Origin of the sequence: Autumnicola aciditolerans, assembly GCF_041679265.1 — a bacterium.
Lineage (GTDB): Bacteria > Bacteroidota > Bacteroidia > Flavobacteriales > Flavobacteriaceae > Autumnicola.
The window spans coordinates 123,793-144,179 of the sequence record NZ_JBGFSM010000011.1; the positions used below are offsets into that span (position 1 = coordinate 123,793).

At 39.3% G+C, this 20,387-nt stretch carries 15 protein-coding genes; 11 read left to right on the forward strand and 4 right to left on the reverse strand.

Going from position 1 to position 20,387, the window contains the following annotated elements; all coding sequences use genetic code 11:
• The first annotated feature begins 373 nt into the window (after window positions 1-373).
• On the forward strand, window positions 374-5,446 hold the full coding sequence (locus AB8M93_RS13035) for a translocation/assembly module TamB domain-containing protein (protein ID WP_373058358.1): 5,073 nt from the start codon (window positions 374-376) through the stop codon (window positions 5,444-5,446).
• A 9-nt stretch (window positions 5,447-5,455) separates the two neighbouring features.
• A complete protein-coding gene (gene tamL, locus AB8M93_RS13040; protein WP_373058360.1) occupies window positions 5,456-7,768 on the forward strand; it encodes a translocation and assembly module lipoprotein TamL in 2,313 nt (770 codons plus the stop codon).
• On the opposite strand, the gene upp is transcribed toward tamL, so the two are convergent.
• Entirely contained in the window at window positions 7,765-8,424 is a 660-nt protein-coding gene (gene upp, locus AB8M93_RS13045; protein ID WP_373058388.1) for a uracil phosphoribosyltransferase, read from the reverse strand. The genes tamL and upp overlap by 4 nt on opposite strands.
• Window positions 8,425-8,542: 118 nt before the next feature.
• Here upp and AB8M93_RS13050 point away from each other — a divergent pair, with 118 nt between their 5' ends.
• Together AB8M93_RS13050 and AB8M93_RS13055 are read left to right on the forward strand one after the other, a co-directional pair.
• The gene (locus AB8M93_RS13050; protein WP_373058362.1) at window positions 8,543-9,199 is read left to right on the forward strand and encodes an SRPBCC family protein; all 657 of its coding nucleotides are present in this window, start codon (window positions 8,543-8,545) and stop codon (window positions 9,197-9,199) included.
• 64 nt (window positions 9,200-9,263) lie between these two features.
• Window positions 9,264-9,890: a hypothetical protein gene (locus AB8M93_RS13055; RefSeq protein ID WP_373058364.1), complete on the forward strand. Its 627-nt coding sequence runs from the start codon at window positions 9,264-9,266 to the stop codon at window positions 9,888-9,890.
• A gap of 7 nt (window positions 9,891-9,897) precedes the next feature.
• Here the strand turns inward: AB8M93_RS13055 and AB8M93_RS13060 are convergent, their stop codons facing one another.
• The gene (locus AB8M93_RS13060; RefSeq protein WP_373058366.1) at window positions 9,898-10,395 is read right to left on the reverse strand and encodes a ferritin-like domain-containing protein; all 498 of its coding nucleotides are present in this window, start codon (window positions 10,393-10,395) and stop codon (window positions 9,898-9,900) included.
• Between the two features lie 221 nt (window positions 10,396-10,616).
• Between AB8M93_RS13060 and AB8M93_RS13065 the strand changes: the two genes are divergently transcribed.
• The 5 genes from AB8M93_RS13065 (at window position 10,617) to AB8M93_RS13085 (ending at window position 15,601) form a co-directional block, all read left to right on the forward strand.
• Window positions 10,617-11,666 (forward strand): hypothetical protein, encoded by a 1,050-nt coding sequence (locus AB8M93_RS13065; protein ID WP_373058368.1) that lies wholly within the window; start codon window positions 10,617-10,619, stop codon window positions 11,664-11,666.
• Between the two features lie 351 nt (window positions 11,667-12,017).
• Window positions 12,018-12,923: a helix-turn-helix domain-containing protein gene (locus AB8M93_RS13070; protein WP_489671760.1), complete on the forward strand. Its 906-nt coding sequence runs from the start codon at window positions 12,018-12,020 to the stop codon at window positions 12,921-12,923.
• Window positions 12,924-12,982: 59 nt separating this feature from the next.
• The gene (locus tag AB8M93_RS13075) at window positions 12,983-13,441 is read left to right on the forward strand and encodes a universal stress protein (RefSeq protein ID WP_373058372.1); all 459 of its coding nucleotides are present in this window, start codon (window positions 12,983-12,985) and stop codon (window positions 13,439-13,441) included.
• Between the two features lie 270 nt (window positions 13,442-13,711).
• The gene (locus AB8M93_RS13080; protein WP_373058374.1) at window positions 13,712-14,260 is read left to right on the forward strand and encodes a Crp/Fnr family transcriptional regulator; all 549 of its coding nucleotides are present in this window, start codon (window positions 13,712-13,714) and stop codon (window positions 14,258-14,260) included.
• A gap of 213 nt (window positions 14,261-14,473) precedes the next feature.
• Window positions 14,474-15,601: an alkene reductase gene (locus AB8M93_RS13085; protein ID WP_373058376.1), complete on the forward strand. Its 1,128-nt coding sequence runs from the start codon at window positions 14,474-14,476 to the stop codon at window positions 15,599-15,601.
• 114 nt (window positions 15,602-15,715) lie between these two features.
• Here AB8M93_RS13085 and AB8M93_RS13090 read toward each other — a convergent pair whose 3' ends face one another.
• Window positions 15,716-16,729: a zinc-binding alcohol dehydrogenase family protein gene (locus AB8M93_RS13090; protein WP_373058378.1), complete on the reverse strand. Its 1,014-nt coding sequence runs from the start codon at window positions 16,727-16,729 to the stop codon at window positions 15,716-15,718.
• 290 nt (window positions 16,730-17,019) lie between these two features.
• Between AB8M93_RS13090 and AB8M93_RS13095 the strand changes: the two genes are divergently transcribed.
• Both AB8M93_RS13095 and AB8M93_RS13100 read left to right on the forward strand, forming a co-directional pair.
• Window positions 17,020-17,469, forward strand: a complete 450-nt coding sequence (locus tag AB8M93_RS13095; protein WP_373058380.1) for a cold-shock protein — start codon at window positions 17,020-17,022, stop codon at window positions 17,467-17,469.
• 115 nt (window positions 17,470-17,584) lie between these two features.
• A complete protein-coding gene (locus tag AB8M93_RS13100) occupies window positions 17,585-18,907 on the forward strand; it encodes a DEAD/DEAH box helicase (protein ID WP_373058382.1) in 1,323 nt (440 codons plus the stop codon).
• Between the two features lie 27 nt (window positions 18,908-18,934).
• Here the strand turns inward: AB8M93_RS13100 and AB8M93_RS13105 are convergent, their stop codons facing one another.
• Window positions 18,935-20,176 (reverse strand): cation:proton antiporter, encoded by a 1,242-nt coding sequence (locus tag AB8M93_RS13105; RefSeq protein WP_373058384.1) that lies wholly within the window; start codon window positions 20,174-20,176, stop codon window positions 18,935-18,937.
• Between the last annotated feature and the right edge of the window lie 211 nt (window positions 20,177-20,387).

Sequence of the window (20,387 nt, forward strand, 5' to 3'; positions counted from 1 at the left end):
CCATTTTAGAGTCTAAAAGTTTTCTGCCTGTTTTATATACATTATTATTTTTAATGCGAGCCCTTATAGATTGTTGATTGACAGGAGGTAATCACTTTTTCTTTAACGTTGAAGCTAATATTGCAGGAATTTCCAATTATGCTTTTATCCTGCCTCTTTCTGTGGATTTACCTAAAAAGTGTGAAAATTTGCCACACTTGAAGTTTAAGAAGTAATAATTTTTTCAGTAGATATGGTGTTCCCGCCATCATAAACCCTCCTGCTGAAGTAGAAGATTTAACATAATTTTATTTAACCTTGGCAAAATATAAACTTTTAAAACTTCGTATTCATCTTCCATTAGGATAAATTTGGGGTTGTACCTTTTGAAGATTTGAAAAAGACAAAAAGAATACTCATAAAAGCCCTGAAGATCTTTGCTAAAATATTAGCAGGGATTCTTATTTTATTACTACTCGTTATCATCTTTATCCGCAGCCCCTGGGGCCAGAATATTATTAAAGATAAATTTGTTTCCAATCTTTCTGATAAGACTAATACCGTAATTAATGTAGATAAGCTGTTTATCACTTTTTCCGGAGATATAAGCATAGAAGGTTTATACCTGGAAGATAAAAAGGGAGATACCCTGGTGTATTCCAATTCTCTTGAAGCAGATATTCCACTATGGCCCATAATTAGCGGCAATGGGATAGGAATAGATGAGATAGACTGGAACGGCCTAACTGCAAATATTACCCGGCGGGACTCTATAGAAGGTTATAACTTCCAGTTTCTTATAGACGCCCTGGCTCCCGCAGATACCACTTCTACCGCACAGGATACTACTTCAGCTCCCATGAACCTGAGTCTGGGAGATTTCTACTTTTCCAACTTTAATATTACCTATAAAGATGACGTAACAGGAATAGACAGTAAAATTATACTGGATCAACTTGAGCTGGAGATGGAAGAGACCGATATGGAAAATATGGTCTTTAAAGCCGGAGACTTCAGGTTGGTAAATACCAGCTTTAAATATGTACAAACCAAACCATTTCCACCCAGTGAGAATGAGGAAGAAAGCCCTATGCCTTTTATTTCGGTAAATTCTATAGAGATTAAGGAGGTCTCCGGAAAATACCAGTCGGTTCCGGACGGGCTTTTAGCACTGGTTGATATTCAGAACCTTGATAGTGATGATGCCGTAATGGACCTGGCTGACAATACTATAGATATTAATTCCTTTCTTTTGGAGAATTCCCTGGTGCGCCTGGAAATGGAAGATACCGGGAACAATGAAGAAGGAGTTGCTCATGCAGAAAATGAAGAAGAACCGGCTGCCCAGGCTGAACCTTTCCAATGGCCGGAATGGAAGGTAAATGTGGATGAGCTCCTGCTCCAGGATAACAACATTACTTATTTACTTAACGGGGCAGCTCCAAAAGAAGGGGAATTTAATCCTAATGCGATTGCCATAAGCGATTTTACGCTTAATGGAAGCGATATTTATCTAGAAGGAAAATCTGCCGGGTTGAGCCTCGACAAGCTTCAATTTAAGGAAGCTTCGGGCATCGATTTTAATGCCCTTAATTTTGACCTTGCGGTTTCCGATCAAATGTTGAAAATTTCAAACCTGGAATTTGCCGCCAACAATAACATGCTACAAGGTGCATTTTCTGCGGAATATGAGAGCATGGACAGTTTTATTAATAATCCTGAAAGTGCTGAAATGGCTGCAGATTTAAGTCATTTTGAAATTGCCTTGGGCGAATTGTTCAAATTTCAACCTGCACTAAAGGAGAATCCTTACCTGGTAAATCTTAGCAAAAAAATGATAACGGGAAGCCTTCAAATAGAAGGGCCGGTGGCTTACCTGCAGATTCCTTCCACAACTATATACTGGGGGAACAATACCAGCCTTTCTGCCAGCGGAAGTATAAAAAATCCTACAGATCCCGATAACATGTATTTTGATTTTCCAAGACTCAGGATTAGCAGTACAAAGGCTGATCTTGGGAAGATTATAGAGGAAGACAGCCTTGGAGTAAGCCTTCCGCAGAATATCCTTCTCACTGCCAATTTAAGAGGGAATACAGATAATATAACGGCTTCCGCAAGATTAAATACTTCTGAAGGAAACATAAACCTGGATGGCAGTTTCCTTAACAGTCAACAAATAGCTTTTGATGCCAATCTTGAAGTGGATAGTTTACAGCTGGGGAAAATCCTTAAGAATGAGCAGTTGGGGGCGTTAAATCTCACCCTTACTGCTTCAGGGGAAGGTAGCGACCTCAATAGCCTGGATGCTAATCTAGCAACCACTATTTCCAGTTTTCATTATAATAATTATGCCATTGAAGACCTTACAATAAAAGGAGATATAAACGATGGAAAAGGTAAAATTACTTCAGATTATAAAGATAATAACCTTAATGCAGAGCTTTCTGCAAATGTACTTTTAGATTCCGTCTCTCCTGTGGTAGATTTAAATTTAAATGTTATTGGGGCAGATCTCACTAAACTCGGGGTATCACAACGGGAAATACGCACTGCTTTCCGGTTAAGGGGAATTTATGAAGGAACTGCAGAAGGTTTTCAGGTAATTTCCAGTATAAAAGATGGCGTGGTGGTGTATGATAACGAAAGTTATCTCCTGGGAGAATTCGGTGCAGCCGCTTATGTGACTCCAGATAGTACCGCGATGGCTGTAGATAATAAGATGCTGGACCTTAGGCTTAATTCCAACACCAATCCTGCAGGCTTTATAGATGCCATTATGCGGCATTACCGCCGCTATCTTACCAAGAATGGGGAAACTCCTGATACACTCGAAAATCCTGTGGAACTTGAAATGAAAGGTAAAATTATACCTGCGCCCATCATGAGGGAAGTTTTTCTTACCAGCCTGGAAGAACTGGATACTATAGATCTAAATGTAAATTTTAACGAACGTAAAAGAGTGCTTACCGCTTTTGTAAAAGTACCATTTGTAAGCTATGCGGGGGTAGAAGTGGATAGCCTTGAATTTGATCTGGACTCCGGGCCCGGTAAATTTGACTTTAACCTTGGCTTCAATTCCCTTGCAGCCGGGCCTGTGGATATTAAGCGAACCCTCCTGGATGGAAATATTGAAAATCAGAAGCTTTACATGGACTTCCAATCTTTTTATGATGGGGAACAGCTTGTTCACGTACAAACCGAAACGTCTAAAGAAAATGACACGGTAAGGATACATCTTAATCCTGAAGAACTTGTTTTCAACAGAAATCAATGGAGGATTCCTGAAGATAATGAGGCCCTTTTTGCAGATAATTTCATTAAATTTAACGACTTTCACATAAATCGTAATGAGCAGGAATTCGCCATTACCAATGAGTTGCCTGATGTGGAAGAAGAACATCTCGCCCTCACCTTCAACAATTTTAAACTGGCCACCTTGCTTACCTATCTTAATCCTACAGATACTCTGGCCACCGGGAGAATGAATGGAGAATTTGTTTTGCAGGAGCCATTTGGCAGTACCGGAATCCTGGCAGATCTAAAGGTTAACGAATTCAATTTGCTTAATGTGGACATGGGTACTTTAAGCCTCAACGGTGAATCTCTTGGAAACCAAAATTACGATTTTGGCCTGTCCACCAATGGCGGAGAGGTGAATATGGAACTTGCCGGGAATTATAAAGTGCAGGATACCACCGCACAACTGGACATGAAGCTTGACCTTCAAAAAGTACAAATGTCTGCCCTGGCTGGTTTTTCCATGGGGGCAGTGAGCAGCGGCGAAGGCAGTTTTTCAGGAGAAGTTAATATAAATGGTACCACTGCCAAACCAGATTACAACGGAGAACTGAATTTTAATGAAGCTACTTTTACTGTGGCTATGCTGGATGCCCCTTTTACACTTCCAAATGAAACCCTCACTTTTGATAATCAGGGATTGTATTTGGACAATTTCAGAATAGAGGATGTAAATAATAATGCACTGGTGCTGGACGGGGATATTAATACCGAAGATTTATTAAATCCCGCGTTTGATCTAAGCATACAGGCAGATAATTTCCAGGCGCTCAATTCTACTGAAGAGGATAATGATCTTTTCTACGGAAAAGCCGTTTTTGACCTGGATGCCACTTTAACAGGCGACCTTAACCTGCCAAAACTGGATATGGAACTTGATGTGGGTTCAGAGACCAATGTAACTTATGTTATTCCTGAATCTGAACTTCAAATGCAGCAACGGGATGGAATTGTGGTTTTTGTTAATAAAGAAAATCCGGATGCTATCCTTACACAAACAGAAGAAGAGGCGGCAGTGGTCTCTGGAGTAAATGTGGATGCGCTTATAAATGTAAATGAAGATGCCATCTTCAGCATCATCATAAGTCCGGAAACCGGGGATGAGTTCCAGGTACAGGGAGAGGGAGAGTTGAATATGAATATTTCTCCTAACGGCAGGACCACCCTAACCGGCAGATACGAAATGAGTGACGGCTTTTACGAAATGAGCCTTTATAATCTGGTGACCAGGAGATTTGAGATTGTGGAAGGTAGTACGGTTACCTGGTACGGAGATCCTTATAATGCCGGGTTGGACATTAGGGCAAGATATAATGTGGAAACTTCGGCGAGTGCCCTTATGGCTTCGCAGATTTCGGGAATAGATGCCACTCAAAAGCAACGCTATAAACAGGAATTGCCTTTTATGGTGTACTTAAATGTGGAAGGTGAACTTACCCAGCCACGGCTTTCCTTTGGGCTGGATATGCCAGAAGAAGAGCAGGGCGCAGTGGGAGGCCAGGTGTACGGAAGAATTCAGCAATTAAACAAACAGGAACAGGAACTTAACAAGCAGGTATTCTCCCTTCTTGTACTCAACCGTTTCTATCCGGATGCGGGATCTGCGGGAACTTCAGGTGGTGTGGCTACTATTGCCAGGGATAACTTAAACCAGGCACTTTCAGATCAATTAAACATGTTTTCAGATAAATTACTGGGAGATACCGGGCTGGAACTTGATTTTGGACTGGACAGTTATACAGATTACCAGGGAAATGCACCGCAGCAAAGGACAGAGCTGGATATTGCCGCTCAAAAGAGGTTCCTGGATGACAGGCTAATTGTGAGAGTGGGAAGCGAAGTAGATATAGAAGGAGCCAGTAGCGATCCCCGGGATACTAATCCTTTAATAGGTAATGTAAGCCTGCAGTATCTTTTAACTGAAGACGGGCAATTCAGGTTAAAAGGTTTCCGCCAGAACAGGTATGAGAATGTAATTGACGGGCAGGTAATTGTGAGCGGACTTGCACTGGTGTTCACCCAGGAATTTAATAAATTCTCTGAGCTTTGGGACGCATTGCTGAGACAACAGGAAGAAAAAGCCAAAGCTAAAGACGAGGAGGAGGCACAAGTGAAAAAAGGTGAAGCAGGAGAAAATTCAGACAAAAATCAGGATAAGGAAAAATAATAGGACCAGGTGAAAAAAGCTAAGCACTACATATTACCCGTTATAATTGCAGTATTTTCAATATACTCCTGCAGTGTGGAAAAATTTATCCCGGAAGGCAAATTTTTATATACAGGTGCGAACCTGGAATTGGACACCACAAGTACTATTGAAGATCTGGCAGAGGTAAGAAGTGAAATTGAGGAAGTTTTGCTTCCTTCTCCCAACACCGAATTTTTGGGAATGCGCCCCGGCCTTTATTTTTATTATAAGGCACAACGGGAAAAGCCCGGGTTTATTAATAAATTTCTGAATAAAAAAATTGGGGAAGAGCCGGTATACCTTTCAGATGTGGAGACCGTGAATACCCAGGACCTTATTTTAAACCGCCTGGAAAATCGTGGGTTTTTCTACAGTTCTGTAGGAAGCCAGATCAATGAGGATGAAAAAAATAAAGAAGCGAATGTTCTTTACAGGGCGCGATTATCGCAGCCGTATCTTCTTGAGAATTATAGACTGGACAATGATTCGCTTCTAATTTACCAGGAAATAGAAAACTATCTTCCTGAATCTCCTATTGAAGATGGAATGCGTTTTGATTTGCCTGTGATGAAACTGGAGCGGGAAAGAATAGATAATTACCTTAAAGGCCAGGGATATTACAATTTTAATCCGGGTTTCTTAATTTTTGAAGCAGATACCAATCAATACGATAACAAACAATTTGACCTCTTCCTGAAGCTTAAAAAAGATGTTCCTCCTAAAGCTGTAATTCCTTACCGGATAGCAGAAGTTAATGTATATCCACATTATACCGTTGGGAGCGATTCTATACAGCTGGATACCGTACATTTTGATAATAAAAATTACATCAGGGATGAGGAGTTCTTTAAACCCAAACGGCTGGATCCTTATATCCTTATAAATGAAGGGGATTTTTACAGTCCTGAAACTTCCGGAAATACCAGCCGCAGATTAGGCTCTATTGGGGCATACAAATTTGTAAATATCCAATATAACGAAATAGATTCCACCGCTACAGACAGTCTTGGGCTGCTGCAAGCGAATATTTATCTTTCCCCCCTTAATAAAAGATCTATCCGTGCAGAATTACAGGGAGTTACAAAATCTAACAATTTTGCGGGACCCACACTGGCAGTAACCTACAGCAACAGGAATTTATTTAAGGGTGGGGAAATTTTGAATGTTACGGGAAAGGTGGGTTACGAGACACAGATAGCAGGAGGAAGTAACACCGGCCTTAGTACTCTTCAATTAGGATTAAGTACAGACCTTATTTTCCCCAGGCTTTTGTTTCCTGTTTCAATAAATGAAAACTGGTTTGACTATTCCATTCCTAAAACAAAAATAGGCCTTAGCTTTGATTATATGAACAGGAGCAACCTTTTTACCCTTGGCTCTGTTCTGGCCAGTTTCGGCTATTTATGGGATGCAAACAGATACATTACGCATGAATTAACACCAATATCTGTAGCTTATACCAAGCTCAGCAATACCAGTGATGAATTTGAACAGATTCTCCAGGATAACCCATTTCTGCAAAGCAGTTTTGAGCAGCAGTTTATTGCAGGCCTTACCTATTCCTTTACATACAACGGGATGGTAGATAAGGGGGAGACCCATCAGTTTTTTCTTAATAACACCTGGGATATTGCCGGCAACACCATCAGCCTTGTTGCGGGCACGGGGGCAGAAAGGCCTAAAGAATTTCTGGGCCAGGAATACGCACAGTATGCCAAGACTGATATTGATTTTAGGTATCATTTTAATTTCGCTAAAGAACAGACCATAGCCTCACGCGTGTTTGCAGGATATGGCTATGCCTATGGTAATTCTGAAGTTCTTCCTTTTATTAAGCAATATTTTGCCGGTGGGCCTTATAGTGTAAGGGCATTTAGAACCCGTTCTTTGGGCCCCGGAAGTTACTCGGGAGATAATGAAGGAATCAGTTATTTTGACCGTACAGGAAACCTAAGGCTGGAGGGAAATATTGAATACCGTTTCCCGATTTACCAGTTTTTTAAAGGTGCCGTTTTTGCTGACGCTGGAAATGTATGGAACACCCAGGTAAATTCTTTGCCCGAAGGAGAAGAAAGAAGTCCTTCCCAGCAGGAATTTGTTGAAAGGGGGAAGTTTGGATCAGATTTCCTTACAGAACTGGGGATTGGAGTAGGAGTAGGATTGAGAGTAGATATCCAAAGTTTTGTGATACGTTTTGATCTTGCCGCCCCAATGCATGACCCGGCACTTCCTGAAGGAGAACGCTGGTCTTACGATTTTGGCAGTCCTATATTCAATTTTGCAATTGGTTATCCTTTCTAGTGCTGTAATTTAGGGCCAAAGCAAAGGTCTCCGGCATCGCCCAGGCCTGGAACAATATAGCCTTTATCATTCAATTTTTCATCAATGGTTGCAATCCATAAATGAGAATTTTCAGGGAATTCCCTGCCCACGTATTCTATTCCCTCACGGGCCCCTATAACAGAAACAAGATGAATTTCTTTTGGTTTTCCCATAGGCTCCAGGGCTCCCAATACATTCACAAAAGAACTTCCTGTAGCCAGCATGGGATCTGCCAGAAGAAGTATTTTCCCTTCCAGCGAAGGTGAGGCAAGATATTCCACCAGGATCTGAAATTCCTCCTCGTTGTCGGGATGATGACGATAGGCTGAAATAAAAGAATTTTCAGCATCGTCAAAATAATTCAGCAACCCCGTGTGCAGCGGTAATCCCGCTCTTAAAATAGAACAAACCACTACCTCATCCTTTGGCAAATTTACAGAAGCCTCTCCCAATGGAGTAGTAATTGCAGTTTGCGAATACCCCAGGCTCTTACTTAGTTCATATCCCAGGATTTCCCCAATTCTTTCAATATTTTTTCTGAATCGTAATCTGTCTTTTTGTACAGAACTATCCCTTAACTGAGCTATAAATTTATTGGCGATAGAATTTTCCTCAAGCAGGTGATGAATGGTCATGGTTTGGTTTTTATCGGGTCCTGAATGTAGGACTCCCGCAAGTTCTTCAATACTCCTCATTTTTTCAAAAAAATAGGCATAAATCTTATGGAGAAGAAAAATAATTTTTTAAAAAGGATTGGATTTTTTAGATCTGCAGAAAGACAGGGAAATATTTTTTCAGGTAAAGAGGGACATTATTTCATTAATAATAAATACTATATTAGGTGCACTTAAAATAATTTTAGAAAGTATGGAGATGTACGGGAAAATTGAAAAAGATGGCACTATAAACTTTAACCGGGAGTTTCCTAATGAAGTAAAGGAAGTTTGGGAATACCTTACCGATAGTGATAAACGCGGCCTTTGGCTCGCTTCAGGCGAAATGGAAACCATACCTGGAGGAAAAGTAAAATTGATCTTTCAGCATAGAAACCTGTCGCAGGCAGAAGACCCTATTCCGCAGAAATTTCAGGATAAAGCAGATGGAGAAGTGGTAGAAGGGAAAACGGTATCGGTTAAAATTCCGGAATTTTTAAGATTTACCTGGAGCGGGAGTTCTGTGGTAAGCTTCCATCTTGAAAGAAAGGCAGATCTTACTCATTTGCGCCTTACCCATTCTAACCTGGCAAAACACCGGGATACTTTAATAAGCGTATGCGCGGGATGGCATACACATCTTAATATTCTATCAGACAGGTTGGAAGATCTGGAACCCAAAGGTTTCTGGTCTGTTTACACTAAAATGGAAGAAGAATATGCATCGCGTCTTTCTGGAAAAGATCAAAAAAAATAGACAGCAGGTATTTTGGCTATATATTTGTAGTATAAAGCCATATCACCTTTCATAAATTTTGAAAATGAAAAAGTTTCTTACTCTTGGCATCTTCCTGATTTCAGCAGGTGTTTTTGCCCAAATTGAAATTCCCAGGGCAACTAACTCCGGAACGGCAATTCCTGCAGCTTCTGAAAGTAAAACGGGAGCTTTTCCCGCTTTAAAATTAAGGAAGGAAGAAAATACAGACAGTGAATTTTTAAAAAAGGAACCAAAAAAGCTTGATTTCAGAGAAACAAAAAATGATCTTCTTACCGCAGGGAGCGTTTATGAAAAGAAGTGGAAAAAAGACAAGGAAGCAAAAGAAGAATACAGGGTAGATCAATATCTTGGAGATTTTAAAACCAAGGGAAAGTTTGTAGAGCTTTATTGTAGGGATCATGAATATGTAGATGGAGATAAGGTGAGAATTTCGGTTAACGGGACTGTAGTAGAACCCAGTATTTCCCTTGGAGCGGGATATCGCCCCATTTTGATTACCCTGGCAAACGGGCTCAACAATATTGAATTTGAGGCTCTCAACCAGGGATCCTCCGGCCCCAATACAGCAGAGCTTAGAGTATTTGATGAGGATGGAGAACCGCTTGCTAGGAAGGAATGGAATTTACTTACCGGAGCAAAAGCCAGTTTAATCGTGGTAAAAAATCAATAAAACACCTTTATATTTTTGAAGAAAATGCTTTATCTGCATCCCATTTTCGTTCCTCCAGGTCTTCCAATGATTTAATTTCATCCAGGGTTTTTTGAATTTCTAACATCTGCTTCTGCAAAACAGCAGCCAATTCTCCCGGAAAATTTTCTTTTTTCAAGGTTTCCTGGTACTCTTCCAGAATTACTTTTTCGCCTCTCAAACATTCTTCAAGAACTTCCACATCCTCTTTGCCCGCAAGGGTGGTTTTTAAATCAATCCAGGCGCGGTGAACTGTGCCGGAAATGGTACCTTCTTTTTGGGCTTTTTCATGTAGAGAATCAAGTTGGTTTTCAAGTTCAGCTATAAATTCTCCCCTTTGTATGGCTTTTGCAAACAGAAATCTTTTTAAATCATGATTATGGGTATCTTCCATAGCCTGTTTAAAACCTTCCCGGGCATCATAATTTCGCTCTAGCAACGTTTGTAGCTTCTCCCCATTTATTTCATTTTTTTCTTGTTGATTCATAGTCATAGCAATATAATATTTTAAAGATACATTTATTCCGGATAAATGCTTCAGCAGGAGAAGATGATTTAATATTTTATATCCGTTAAGGCGAAGAGGAAAAAATGCTAGGATCGCTAATTTGCTGTTAAATAACCTAATATGTGATGTTAAAAGCAGCTTTAAATGCTTGGGATTAGAGGAGCGCATGGTAAATTATAAAAAACCAATAAAATTAAATTATGGCAACAACTTACACAAACACAGAGCATTTTGATGAAAAAGTAAAAAGAAGTTCCTGGGGAGCAATATTTGCAGGAGCGCTTACCGCTTTAGCTGTGGCATTCCTACTAAATCTATTAGGCCTGGGAATTGGATTAAGCTCCATAGATCCAATGACGGAATCTGATCCTCTGGCCGGATTAGGGACAGCAACTATAATATGGTGGGGCCTGTCTAATCTTGCCGCTCTCTTTGTAGGAGGAATGGTGGCAGGAAGGATGTCTGGCTTTCCTTCTGCTGCAGATGGTGGAATTCATGGTTTTTTAGCATGGGCCCTTTATGCCGTAGTCACTTTCTATTTTCTTACCTCTACAGTAGGTTCTATTATGAATGGTATGGGAAGTGTGGTTTCAGGATTATTTGGAGGAGACAGCGCTAAACAGGTAACAGTACAGGTGGATAAAGCGCAACAACAATCCCAGGACCAGGCAAATTTAACTACAGATAAAATTAAAGAAGAGATTCTGCAAGTTGTAAATACGGCAGAGCAGTATGATATTTTACCGGAAGATGCATCGGGTGAGACCCGGGAAGCTATGGAGCAAACCGGAGTTAAGGCAAAAGGCCTGATTAAATCTATGGATATTGAGGAATTTGTAAACGACCTGCAGTTTGATATTGATGAAAACGGAGATCTTCAGATTACTACTCAGGGGAACCAGGATTACATCCAGACGGAAGAATTAAAAAATTATCTAACGCAAAATACTAATCTAAGCGAAGCTGATATTGATAGAATGATTGAAAACTGGGATCAGCGAATTCAGGAAGCTATTGACAGTGCAGAACAATTTTATGCCAATGCAAAACAGAAAGCGGTAGAACTAAGCGATAAGATTTCTGATGCCGTTGGAACCTTCAGCATTATTGCTTTTGGGGTTTTGTTACTTGGTGCCTGTGCCGGTTTCTTTGGAGGAAGCCTGGGTTCTCCGGAACATACGGTTACAGAAGAGCATCAGATTAAAGAAGAAGAGCATGCAAGGGATAGCGGTTATAGAGAAAGAAGATAAAAACCTGCTTACCTCTTTTATAAAAAGTCGCTTTATTAGCGGCTTTTTTTATCTATCTTTTACTAAGCAACAAGATGCCAAGGCTGGTTTCTTTGGAATTATAGTTAAAAATTATGCTCGAAGAAAAAATTTATGAAATCCTTAGCCTCTTATTAAAACATTTTATTTTATCTTAAACAGTGATGATTTTTGAAATATGATTTAAAACCGTTTTTCTTGAACACAATAAAAATTAACTCCTTGCCTCTGGATGAGGTAATTAGAGATATAGCCAACGCATTAAACATACCTTAAGAGCAAAATTGTGAAGAATATTATATACGGATTCCTGCACATTTAGGTAAGGGGAAGATCACCGGCCTTAATTTTCATAATGGGTTGGGACTAATACGTTACAACTGTTTTTTTAAGGAAGATTTTGAAATTCGATTTGTTAAAAGCGATGTACACCCGGTTAAATTTATATATGCTCTTGAAGGTTCTGTAGACCATTATTTTTCAAATGAACTATCTGTACATGAAATTGGCAAATTTGAAAATGTAATTGTGGCCAGTGAGCGCAATAATGGCCATGTGCTACAGTTTAAGGGAGGGATTACATCTCAACTTAACAGCGTAGAAATCCAGCGGGACCAGTTTGAGATCAAGACCCGCTGTGAAATAAAAAGCATGGAAAAGGAAATAAGAAATCTCTTTACAGATACTAAAGCTGAAAATGTCTTCTATTACCAGGGCAGGTATAGCCTTAAGATCTATGATATTTTTAGAGAAATTAACCGTTTTGATAGTGAAGATTTTCTCAATAAGATGTTTATTGAAGGTAAAGTTTACGAAATTGTTGCCCTTCAGATTTTACAATATCAGGACGATCTTAAAGATGAAGGTAGGCGTTCCCTGCTTAGGAAGTACGAAGTGATGCAGGTAGAAAAGGCAGTAGAAATGATTCAAAACCAGATTACCAGTTATCACAATGTGGAGGAAATTTCAAAAGAAGTGGGGTTAAATGCCAATAAACTTCAACAGGGCTTTAGAGAACTATATTCCCAAACAGTGAACGGTTTTGTGAAAAAGACGCGCCTAAATATGGCAGAGGGATTACTGTTGAATACAGATTATAGTCTGGCTGAAATTGTGGACCGGATAGGCCTAATCAATAAAAGCTATTTTTCTAAGATCTTTAAAGAAAAATATGGAATTTCTCCATCCAAATTCCGTCAGAAAAACCAGCAGGGCTACAAGGGGCGAGTAAATTCCTGATCTCCTACGCAAGTTATGCTCCTTTTTTTAGTAACTTCAGCCTAAACAATTCCATTGAAATGAAAAAAGTACTGATAGCCATAGATTATCATCCGGTATCAGAAGAAGTGGTCACCCGGGGATATGAACTTGCTAAAACCCTTAAAGCGCAGGTTTGTCTTATCCATGTGCTTACAGATGTTGGATATTACGGAATGGAATATCCCGGTTTTATGGGCTACAACGGCTATGATATTTCAACAGAAATAAATCTTGCCACAGAGATGCGAAGCTTTGCTGAAGATTATTTGAAAAATATTGTAGCGCATCTTGGAGATCCTTCTGTAGATTACCATCTTGCTGAAGGAGATACGGCTGCCGCAGTGTTGGATTACGCTAAGCACTGGAAGGCAAACCTTATTGTAATGGGCACCCACAGCCATTCTGCCCTAGAAAAGCTATTGGTAGGAACTGTGGCATCCAAAGTTCTGGAAAAAACCAGGATTCCGGTATATATGGTGCCTGTAAAAAAAGAATAGCAGTAATCGCCGGGAGAAGAAAGATTAGCTACATTTTTATATCTTTACATTCAAAGGTTAATGAACAGGCAGCTCGGTTCCTTTAAAGATCATATTCTAATTTAGAAATATCAGGCAGAAAGTAGATCATTATTATCAGCATTTTTATTCAAAGTTTGGTACAGGAATTTGCTGTTTTATAACCGAATTTTGCCAAGTATAGGAATCAATAAAATTTTATAAGCTTGTTTCTTCTTATTTTTATTCATGTATCCTGAAATTTTAACGCATTTGTCTGAACATATTCACCTTTCTAAACAGGAAGAGGAAGAATTTATTAGCGTTTTATCGGAAAAAAAAATTAATAAAAAGCAGTTCCTTACCAGGCCGGGGGATAAGGTAGATGCAGAATATTATGTGGTAAAAGGATGCCTACAATCATACTACCAGGATGAAGCAGGAAATAAACATATTATTCAGTTGGCAGTAGAAGACTGGTGGATAAGTGATTTTGAGGCCTTTTTTAGCGGCAAGAAAGCAGAATTGTATGTGGAGGCCATTGAAGATTGCCTGTTGCTTGGGCTAGAAAGGCAAACGCTGGAAATGCTCTACAAACGCATCCCTAAATTTGAACGTTTTTTTCGTATCAAGACCACTAAGGCTTTTGTGTCCCTGCGCAGCCGGATCCTTTCCGCGTTGCAAAAAACAGGAAAACAACGTTATCTTGATTTCTGTAAAGACTATCCACAAATAGAAAGCCGTGTTCCAAATTACATTATTGCCAACTACTTGGGAATCAAGGCAGAAAGCCTTAGTCGCATCCGAAAAGAAATCTCCTGACTTAACATTTTTTAACAGCACAGGCTAACATATATCAAGCAAAAAAACATGGCTATCTGCGTAAATTTGTAGGGCATTAAACAGGCAGAATTATCATGTTTAAATTTTAATTCTGTTAAACCGGCTTCTTTGGGAAGAAAATTGCTATGAAAAAAACTTCGGAAGCCGGTTTGAGTTTAATCAAATTAGAATTGCTAAAAAAAAGGAAAAACTATGAAGACTGTAACGAAACAGCCTCTGCTGCAAAAATATTTATTAAACGATCTTGAACTTTCTAACCGCGTGGTGATGGCTCCAATGACCAGAAGCCGGGCAGATAATCCTGAAAATAAACCTACGGAAGGTATGCAGGATGAATATTATGCCCAAAGGGCCAGTGCAGGTTTAATAATAACCGAGGGTTCCCAGGTTTCTAAAGAAGCGGTGGGTTATGTTAATACACCGGGAATTTATAGCGCCGCACAAGTGGAAGGCTGGAAAAAAGTAACAGAAAAAGTGCATGCTGCCAACGGGAAAATTTTTATTCAGCTTTGGCATGTGGGAAGAATGTCCCATCCAGATTTCCATGACGGCGATTTGCCTTTGGCGCCTTCAGCCATAAATCCTGAAGCAAAATCTTTTACTCCAGAGGGATTTAAAGATACCGTGACACCCAGGGAAATGACTGTAGAGGATATTAAAAGAACGGTTCAGGATTTTAAAAATGCGGCTAAAAATGCCATGTCGGCAGGATTTGATGGTGTGGAAATACATTCTTCTAATGGCTATCTTTTCCACCAGTTTTTTAATGCGACCTCCAATCACCGTACAGATAACTACGGAGGTTCAATAGAAAACCGTGCGCGCATTCTTTTTGAAGTTTTAGATGCTGTAAAAGAAGTAATGCCTGAAAGAAGGATAGGATTAAGATTGAACCCATCTTTAAACGGTATTTTTGGCATGACTATGGACGAGGAAACCATCCCAACATTTGATTATATTATAGGGAAGCTGAATAATTATGATTTGGCTTACCTGCATTTATCAGAGCCCTTCAACGATGTTTCTGATATTCCTTTTGCTGAAACCGAAATTGCCAAAAGATACCGGCCAATATATAAAGGCACCATTATCATAAATGGCAATTTTGATCAGGAAAAAGGTAATAAGGTTATAGATGAAGGTAATGCCGATCTTGTAGCCTTTGGAAAGCCCTACATTTCCAATCCAGATCTTGTAGAACGTTTTCATCAGAATGTTCCTTTAACCAATTGGGATGAAGATACTTTTTATACCACAGGGAAAAAAGGATATCTGGATTATGAAGTAAAAACAAGAAACCTGGAAAACGTTAATTCGTAAGAATTTTCTGTGCATTGCGATAAGGTGCTTCCCCAAATGTTTTAAATTTAACCTATCCCCAAGTTAAACGGGTTAAAGGTTTTAGAATATTTTTATTTCAGGAAGCACCTTTTTTTAATACTTAATCACATTTTTTCCAATTGATTTACCAGATTCCTGCAGTTTATGTACTTCTTTAAAAGTTGCTGCACTCAGACCCGGGAATGTTCCGTTTAAAGTAGACTCCAGAATTCCCTCTTCCATTAAACTGGAAATTCTTTCAAGAATTTCGTGTTGTTGCTGCATATCCTGTGTTTGCAGTGTTGGGCGGGTAAACATTAATTCCCAATGGAAAGCGACACTTTTGTTTTTCAGCTTGTTTAAATCTACCGGTTCACTGGTCTCTACGATAGAACAAATATGTCCCTGAGGCTTAATAAGTTCAGCCATTGCATTCCAGTGAAGTTCAGTATTAGAAAAATTCAAAATATAATCTACCTCTTCAAAACCCCTTTTCTCCATTTCTTTCTGGAGATTTTTATGGTTTACCACTACATCTGCTCCTTTCTCACGGCACCATTTTTCAGTCTCTTCTCTGGAGGCCGTTGCAATCACCTTCATTTGCGTAAGTTTTTTTAGCAATTGAATTCCTATAGAACCTACACCGCCGGCACCACCTATAACCAACACAGTTTTACCTGCCCCGCTATTTTCAGCAATATTCAGCCTTTCAAAAATACATTCCCAGGCCGTAAGAGAAGTTAATGGCATGGCCGCCGCCTCTTCCCATGACAAATTTTGTGGTTTATGTCCCACGCTTCGCTCATCAACAACCTGGTATTCTGCATTACAACCAGGACGATTAATTACCCCCGCATAAAAAACTTCATCTCCCTTTTTAAAATTCTTGACCTTAGCACCAACAGCTTCTACCACTCCGGAGGCGTCCCAGCCAATGATCTTGGGCGAATCTAATTCTTTATCCTTTGCGGCACCTTTTCTTACTTTATAATCTACGGGATTAACAGATACTGCTTCTATTTTCACCAGCAAATCCTGCTCGCCGGGGCTGGGTATTTCCGTTTCAAACTCAATGAAACTATTTTGTTCTTCAATTGATAAACTTTTTTTAAATCCTACAGCTTTCATTGTACTATTTTTTTATTGTTTCTGAATTTACAAAAGGCTATTGGTTTATGTAACCCGAAAAGGAAAACTTAACAATAGTTTCTCACAAAATTTGAAGCAAATGGCAATAAGACGTCTTAGATTTTTTCTCGCAGCAAAAGGCTCCTAAATCTTTAAATAGACAATAGTAAATTATATCTTATATTTGCATAACGGCAGATTAAAATTTTTGAAAAAGTAGTTTTAATTACGGCTGTAGATCAAATTAAATTATTATTTTAAACCATATAAATACCAATACTAGAAATCGAATGGCAAAATCTCAACAAACATTTAATAAAATTGAAAAAGAAAAACAAAAGGCCAAAAAGCGGGAAGAAAAGCGGAAGAAGAGAGAAGAACGAAAATCAGGCTCTAAGGGTAGTTCTTTTGAGATAGCCTATGTAGATAAAAATGGTAATCTTACTGATACTCCTCCTGATCCTTCTGATAAAGTTGAAATAGACGCTTCAGAAATTGAAATAGGTGTTCCTAAAAAAGAGGAACGGGAAGAAGAAGATAAACATGCACCCAAAGAAGGAAAGGTTTCTTTCTTTGATCATTCTAAAGGTTTTGGCTTTATTATAGATTTGGCTAGCCAGGAAAAACATTTTGTGCATGTAAGCGGTTGTATAGATGAAATTGATGAAGATGATAAGGTTACTTATGAGCTTGAAAAAGGCTTAAAAGGAATGAACGCCGTGAGAGTAAAGAAAATTTAAATACTTTTCTTTTTGTATAATTTAAAGCTTCTGTAAAAAAACAGGAGCTTTTTTTTGTTTTATGACTTGCTATTCCAAGGGATTTTTAGAAATTAAAATAGTGTACTTTCGCCGTATGAAAAAATCCTTCAAGAATCGAGAGCAAATACTTCAAAAACTGGGAATAGAAAAGCTTAACCCTATGCAGGAAGAGGCTTTTGAGGCAGTGATGGCAAAAGAAGATACCATCCTGCTTTCTCCCACAGGAACGGGTAAAACCCTTGCATTCTTACTACCATTATTAGAGAATTTAGATCCCGATTTAGAAGAAGTACAAACCATGATCCTGGTACCTTCCAGGGAACTGGCCATCCAGATAGAACAGGTAACCAGGGAAATGGGTTCAGGGTTTAAAGCAAATGCCGTATATGGCGGAAGGGCTTTTTCTAAAGATAAAGAAGAATTAAGTCATGCCCCGGCTATTCTTATTGGGACCCCCGGCAGGCTTGCCGATCATTTAAGAAGAGAAAGTTTTGCCGTGGAGCATATCCATAGCCTCATTTTAGATGAATTTGATAAATCTCTTGAAGTAGGGTTTGAAGAAGAAATGAAAGAGATCATTACTGCACTTCCAAATCTAAAAAAGAGGATTCTCACTTCAGCCACACAGAATATTGAAATTCCATCTTTTACAGGCCTTAGTTCAGCGAGGACAGTCAATTATCTTTCAGATTCTAACCCAGGCTTAAGAACTGAACTTCTGGTTTCCACTTCCCGGGATAAATTCGAATGCCTGGCACAGCTTCTGGAAAACACCGGGAATAAATCTGGGATTATATTTTGCAATTTTAAAGAGAGCATTGCTGAAGTAAGCCATTTTCTTCAAAAAGCAGCGATAAGCCATGGCAGCTTTTATGGTGGGCTTGAGCAGAAGGAGCGGGAGCGCGCCCTCATAAAATTCAGAAACGGTACTTACAGGATTTTACTGGCTACAGATCTGGCTGCAAGAGGAATAGATGTGCCTGAAATAGATTTTATTGTACATTACCAGCTACCCCACAGAAAAGAAGAGTTTATTCATAGAAATGGCCGCACCGCCCGTATGCATAAAGAAGGAATAGCTTATGTTCTTCAGTATGAAAAAGAAATACTGCCGGATTATATTGTACCTGATAGCTATTCTAAAAATATCGGGAAAATTTCCAACCGGGAGCTTCATAATAAAACTTCGCTTGCCACCTTATTTATTTCCGGAGGAAGAAAAGATAAAATCTCCAAAGGAGATATTGCGGGCCTTTTTTTAAAGCAGGGAAAACTGGCTAAAGAGGAACTGGGCCTAATTGAACTTAAACAGGATTGCGCTTTTGTTTCAGTCCCTGCTTCTAAAGCAGTACAGCTTATTAGCATTTTGAACAATACGCGCCTTAAGAAGAAAAAAGTGAGAATAAAGCAGGTATAGAAATAATGCCGAAACCGCTTTTTAACATTAATCGTCTTCCCCAGATTTTCTTAGCTTATAAGATAATCTTTCAAACGGCAGGCTGGTGATTCCATGAACAATGGTAGAAGCGAACACCATTAAAGTAGGAATAATCCAGACTTCTTCCACACTTGTTTTTTCTTTGGCATGTAAGGCATAATAAAGAGCAGCCACTCCTATGGGGCCAAACCATCCCATTACAAGAACATCGTTTAATTTTTTCCTGAATTTTGGTATAATCGGCATAAGCAGAAGTAGAGCAGGAATCCTTCGGAACAATAAAATGCCTATACAAATAAAGACAGCAGTCCAGCCTAAATCCATCCATTCCTGCCAGGGCAGTGCAATCCCTAAGAAAAAGAATACGGGAATGGTGAAAATTCGTTCCATGGATTCCTGCACGCGCTCTTCCTGGAGGTCTTCCTGTTTATTGAGGTAACGGGCATATCCCAGGCCTCCTACAAAAACTCCAATGATACCATTCATGCTAATGGCATCCAGGCCGGAGAGAAGCATAAAAGCAAGCGCCAGGCTAAAAGGAAGTATGGATTTTTTATTCATGATATTTTTTTCGTTGGCTTTATGCATTAAAAATCCGGCTATACGGCCCACAAGATAGGCGATTATAGAGCACAACACCGTTTCATATAAAATGGTATTTTTTAGAAATTTACCCGTAGGAAAGTCGTTTATGCCATTGTTCACTAGAAAAATTGAAAATAAAACAATGGGATAGGCGAGCCCGTCATTTGCACCTGCTTCAAAAGAGAGCGTTCTTCTAACCATGGAGGGAAGATATTTTTTGGCTTTTTCACCAGTGATAAGGGTGGCAGCAATTACGGGATCTGTAGGAGTGATAATAGCTCCAAAAAGAAGGCATTGCGTAAATGAAAAACCATCCAGCAAAACATAGAATACACACGTGCTCAAGAGGCACATAAAAATCATTCCCAAACAAATAATGACTGACTGGCTCCACAGGTGTTTTCTAAAGAAATTATCGGGTATCCTTAAAGCGGTAGCCATTAAAGCCATGGCTATTGTAAATTCACAGGCGATCTTCATGGTTCCTTCTGCTTCAAATTCACCATTAAAATGAATGATATTAAGCACCTCCGGGCCAATTATAATTCCCAACACCATAGCTATCAGCGGGCCGGTAAGAAAAACGTCTTCCATCCATTTAAACAAACCACCGGAGGCTAATATTAAAAGACTAACAAAGAACACCGATACCATCAAATCCATACCAATTCAGTTTTAATTCAATAAAAAAACACTTTCAACTACCACCCATCAGGTGGCAATTGAAAATGTTGTTTAATAGCTTTATAAATTTCACTTAATCCTTACTGCCCATAAGCGATGAAAAAAGTGTTGCCCCTAAAAAGGTTCCTGCTATTAGGCCAAGGGTTTTGCGGTTTTCATAAAGTTTATCATAAATGCTGTAACTCTGCGC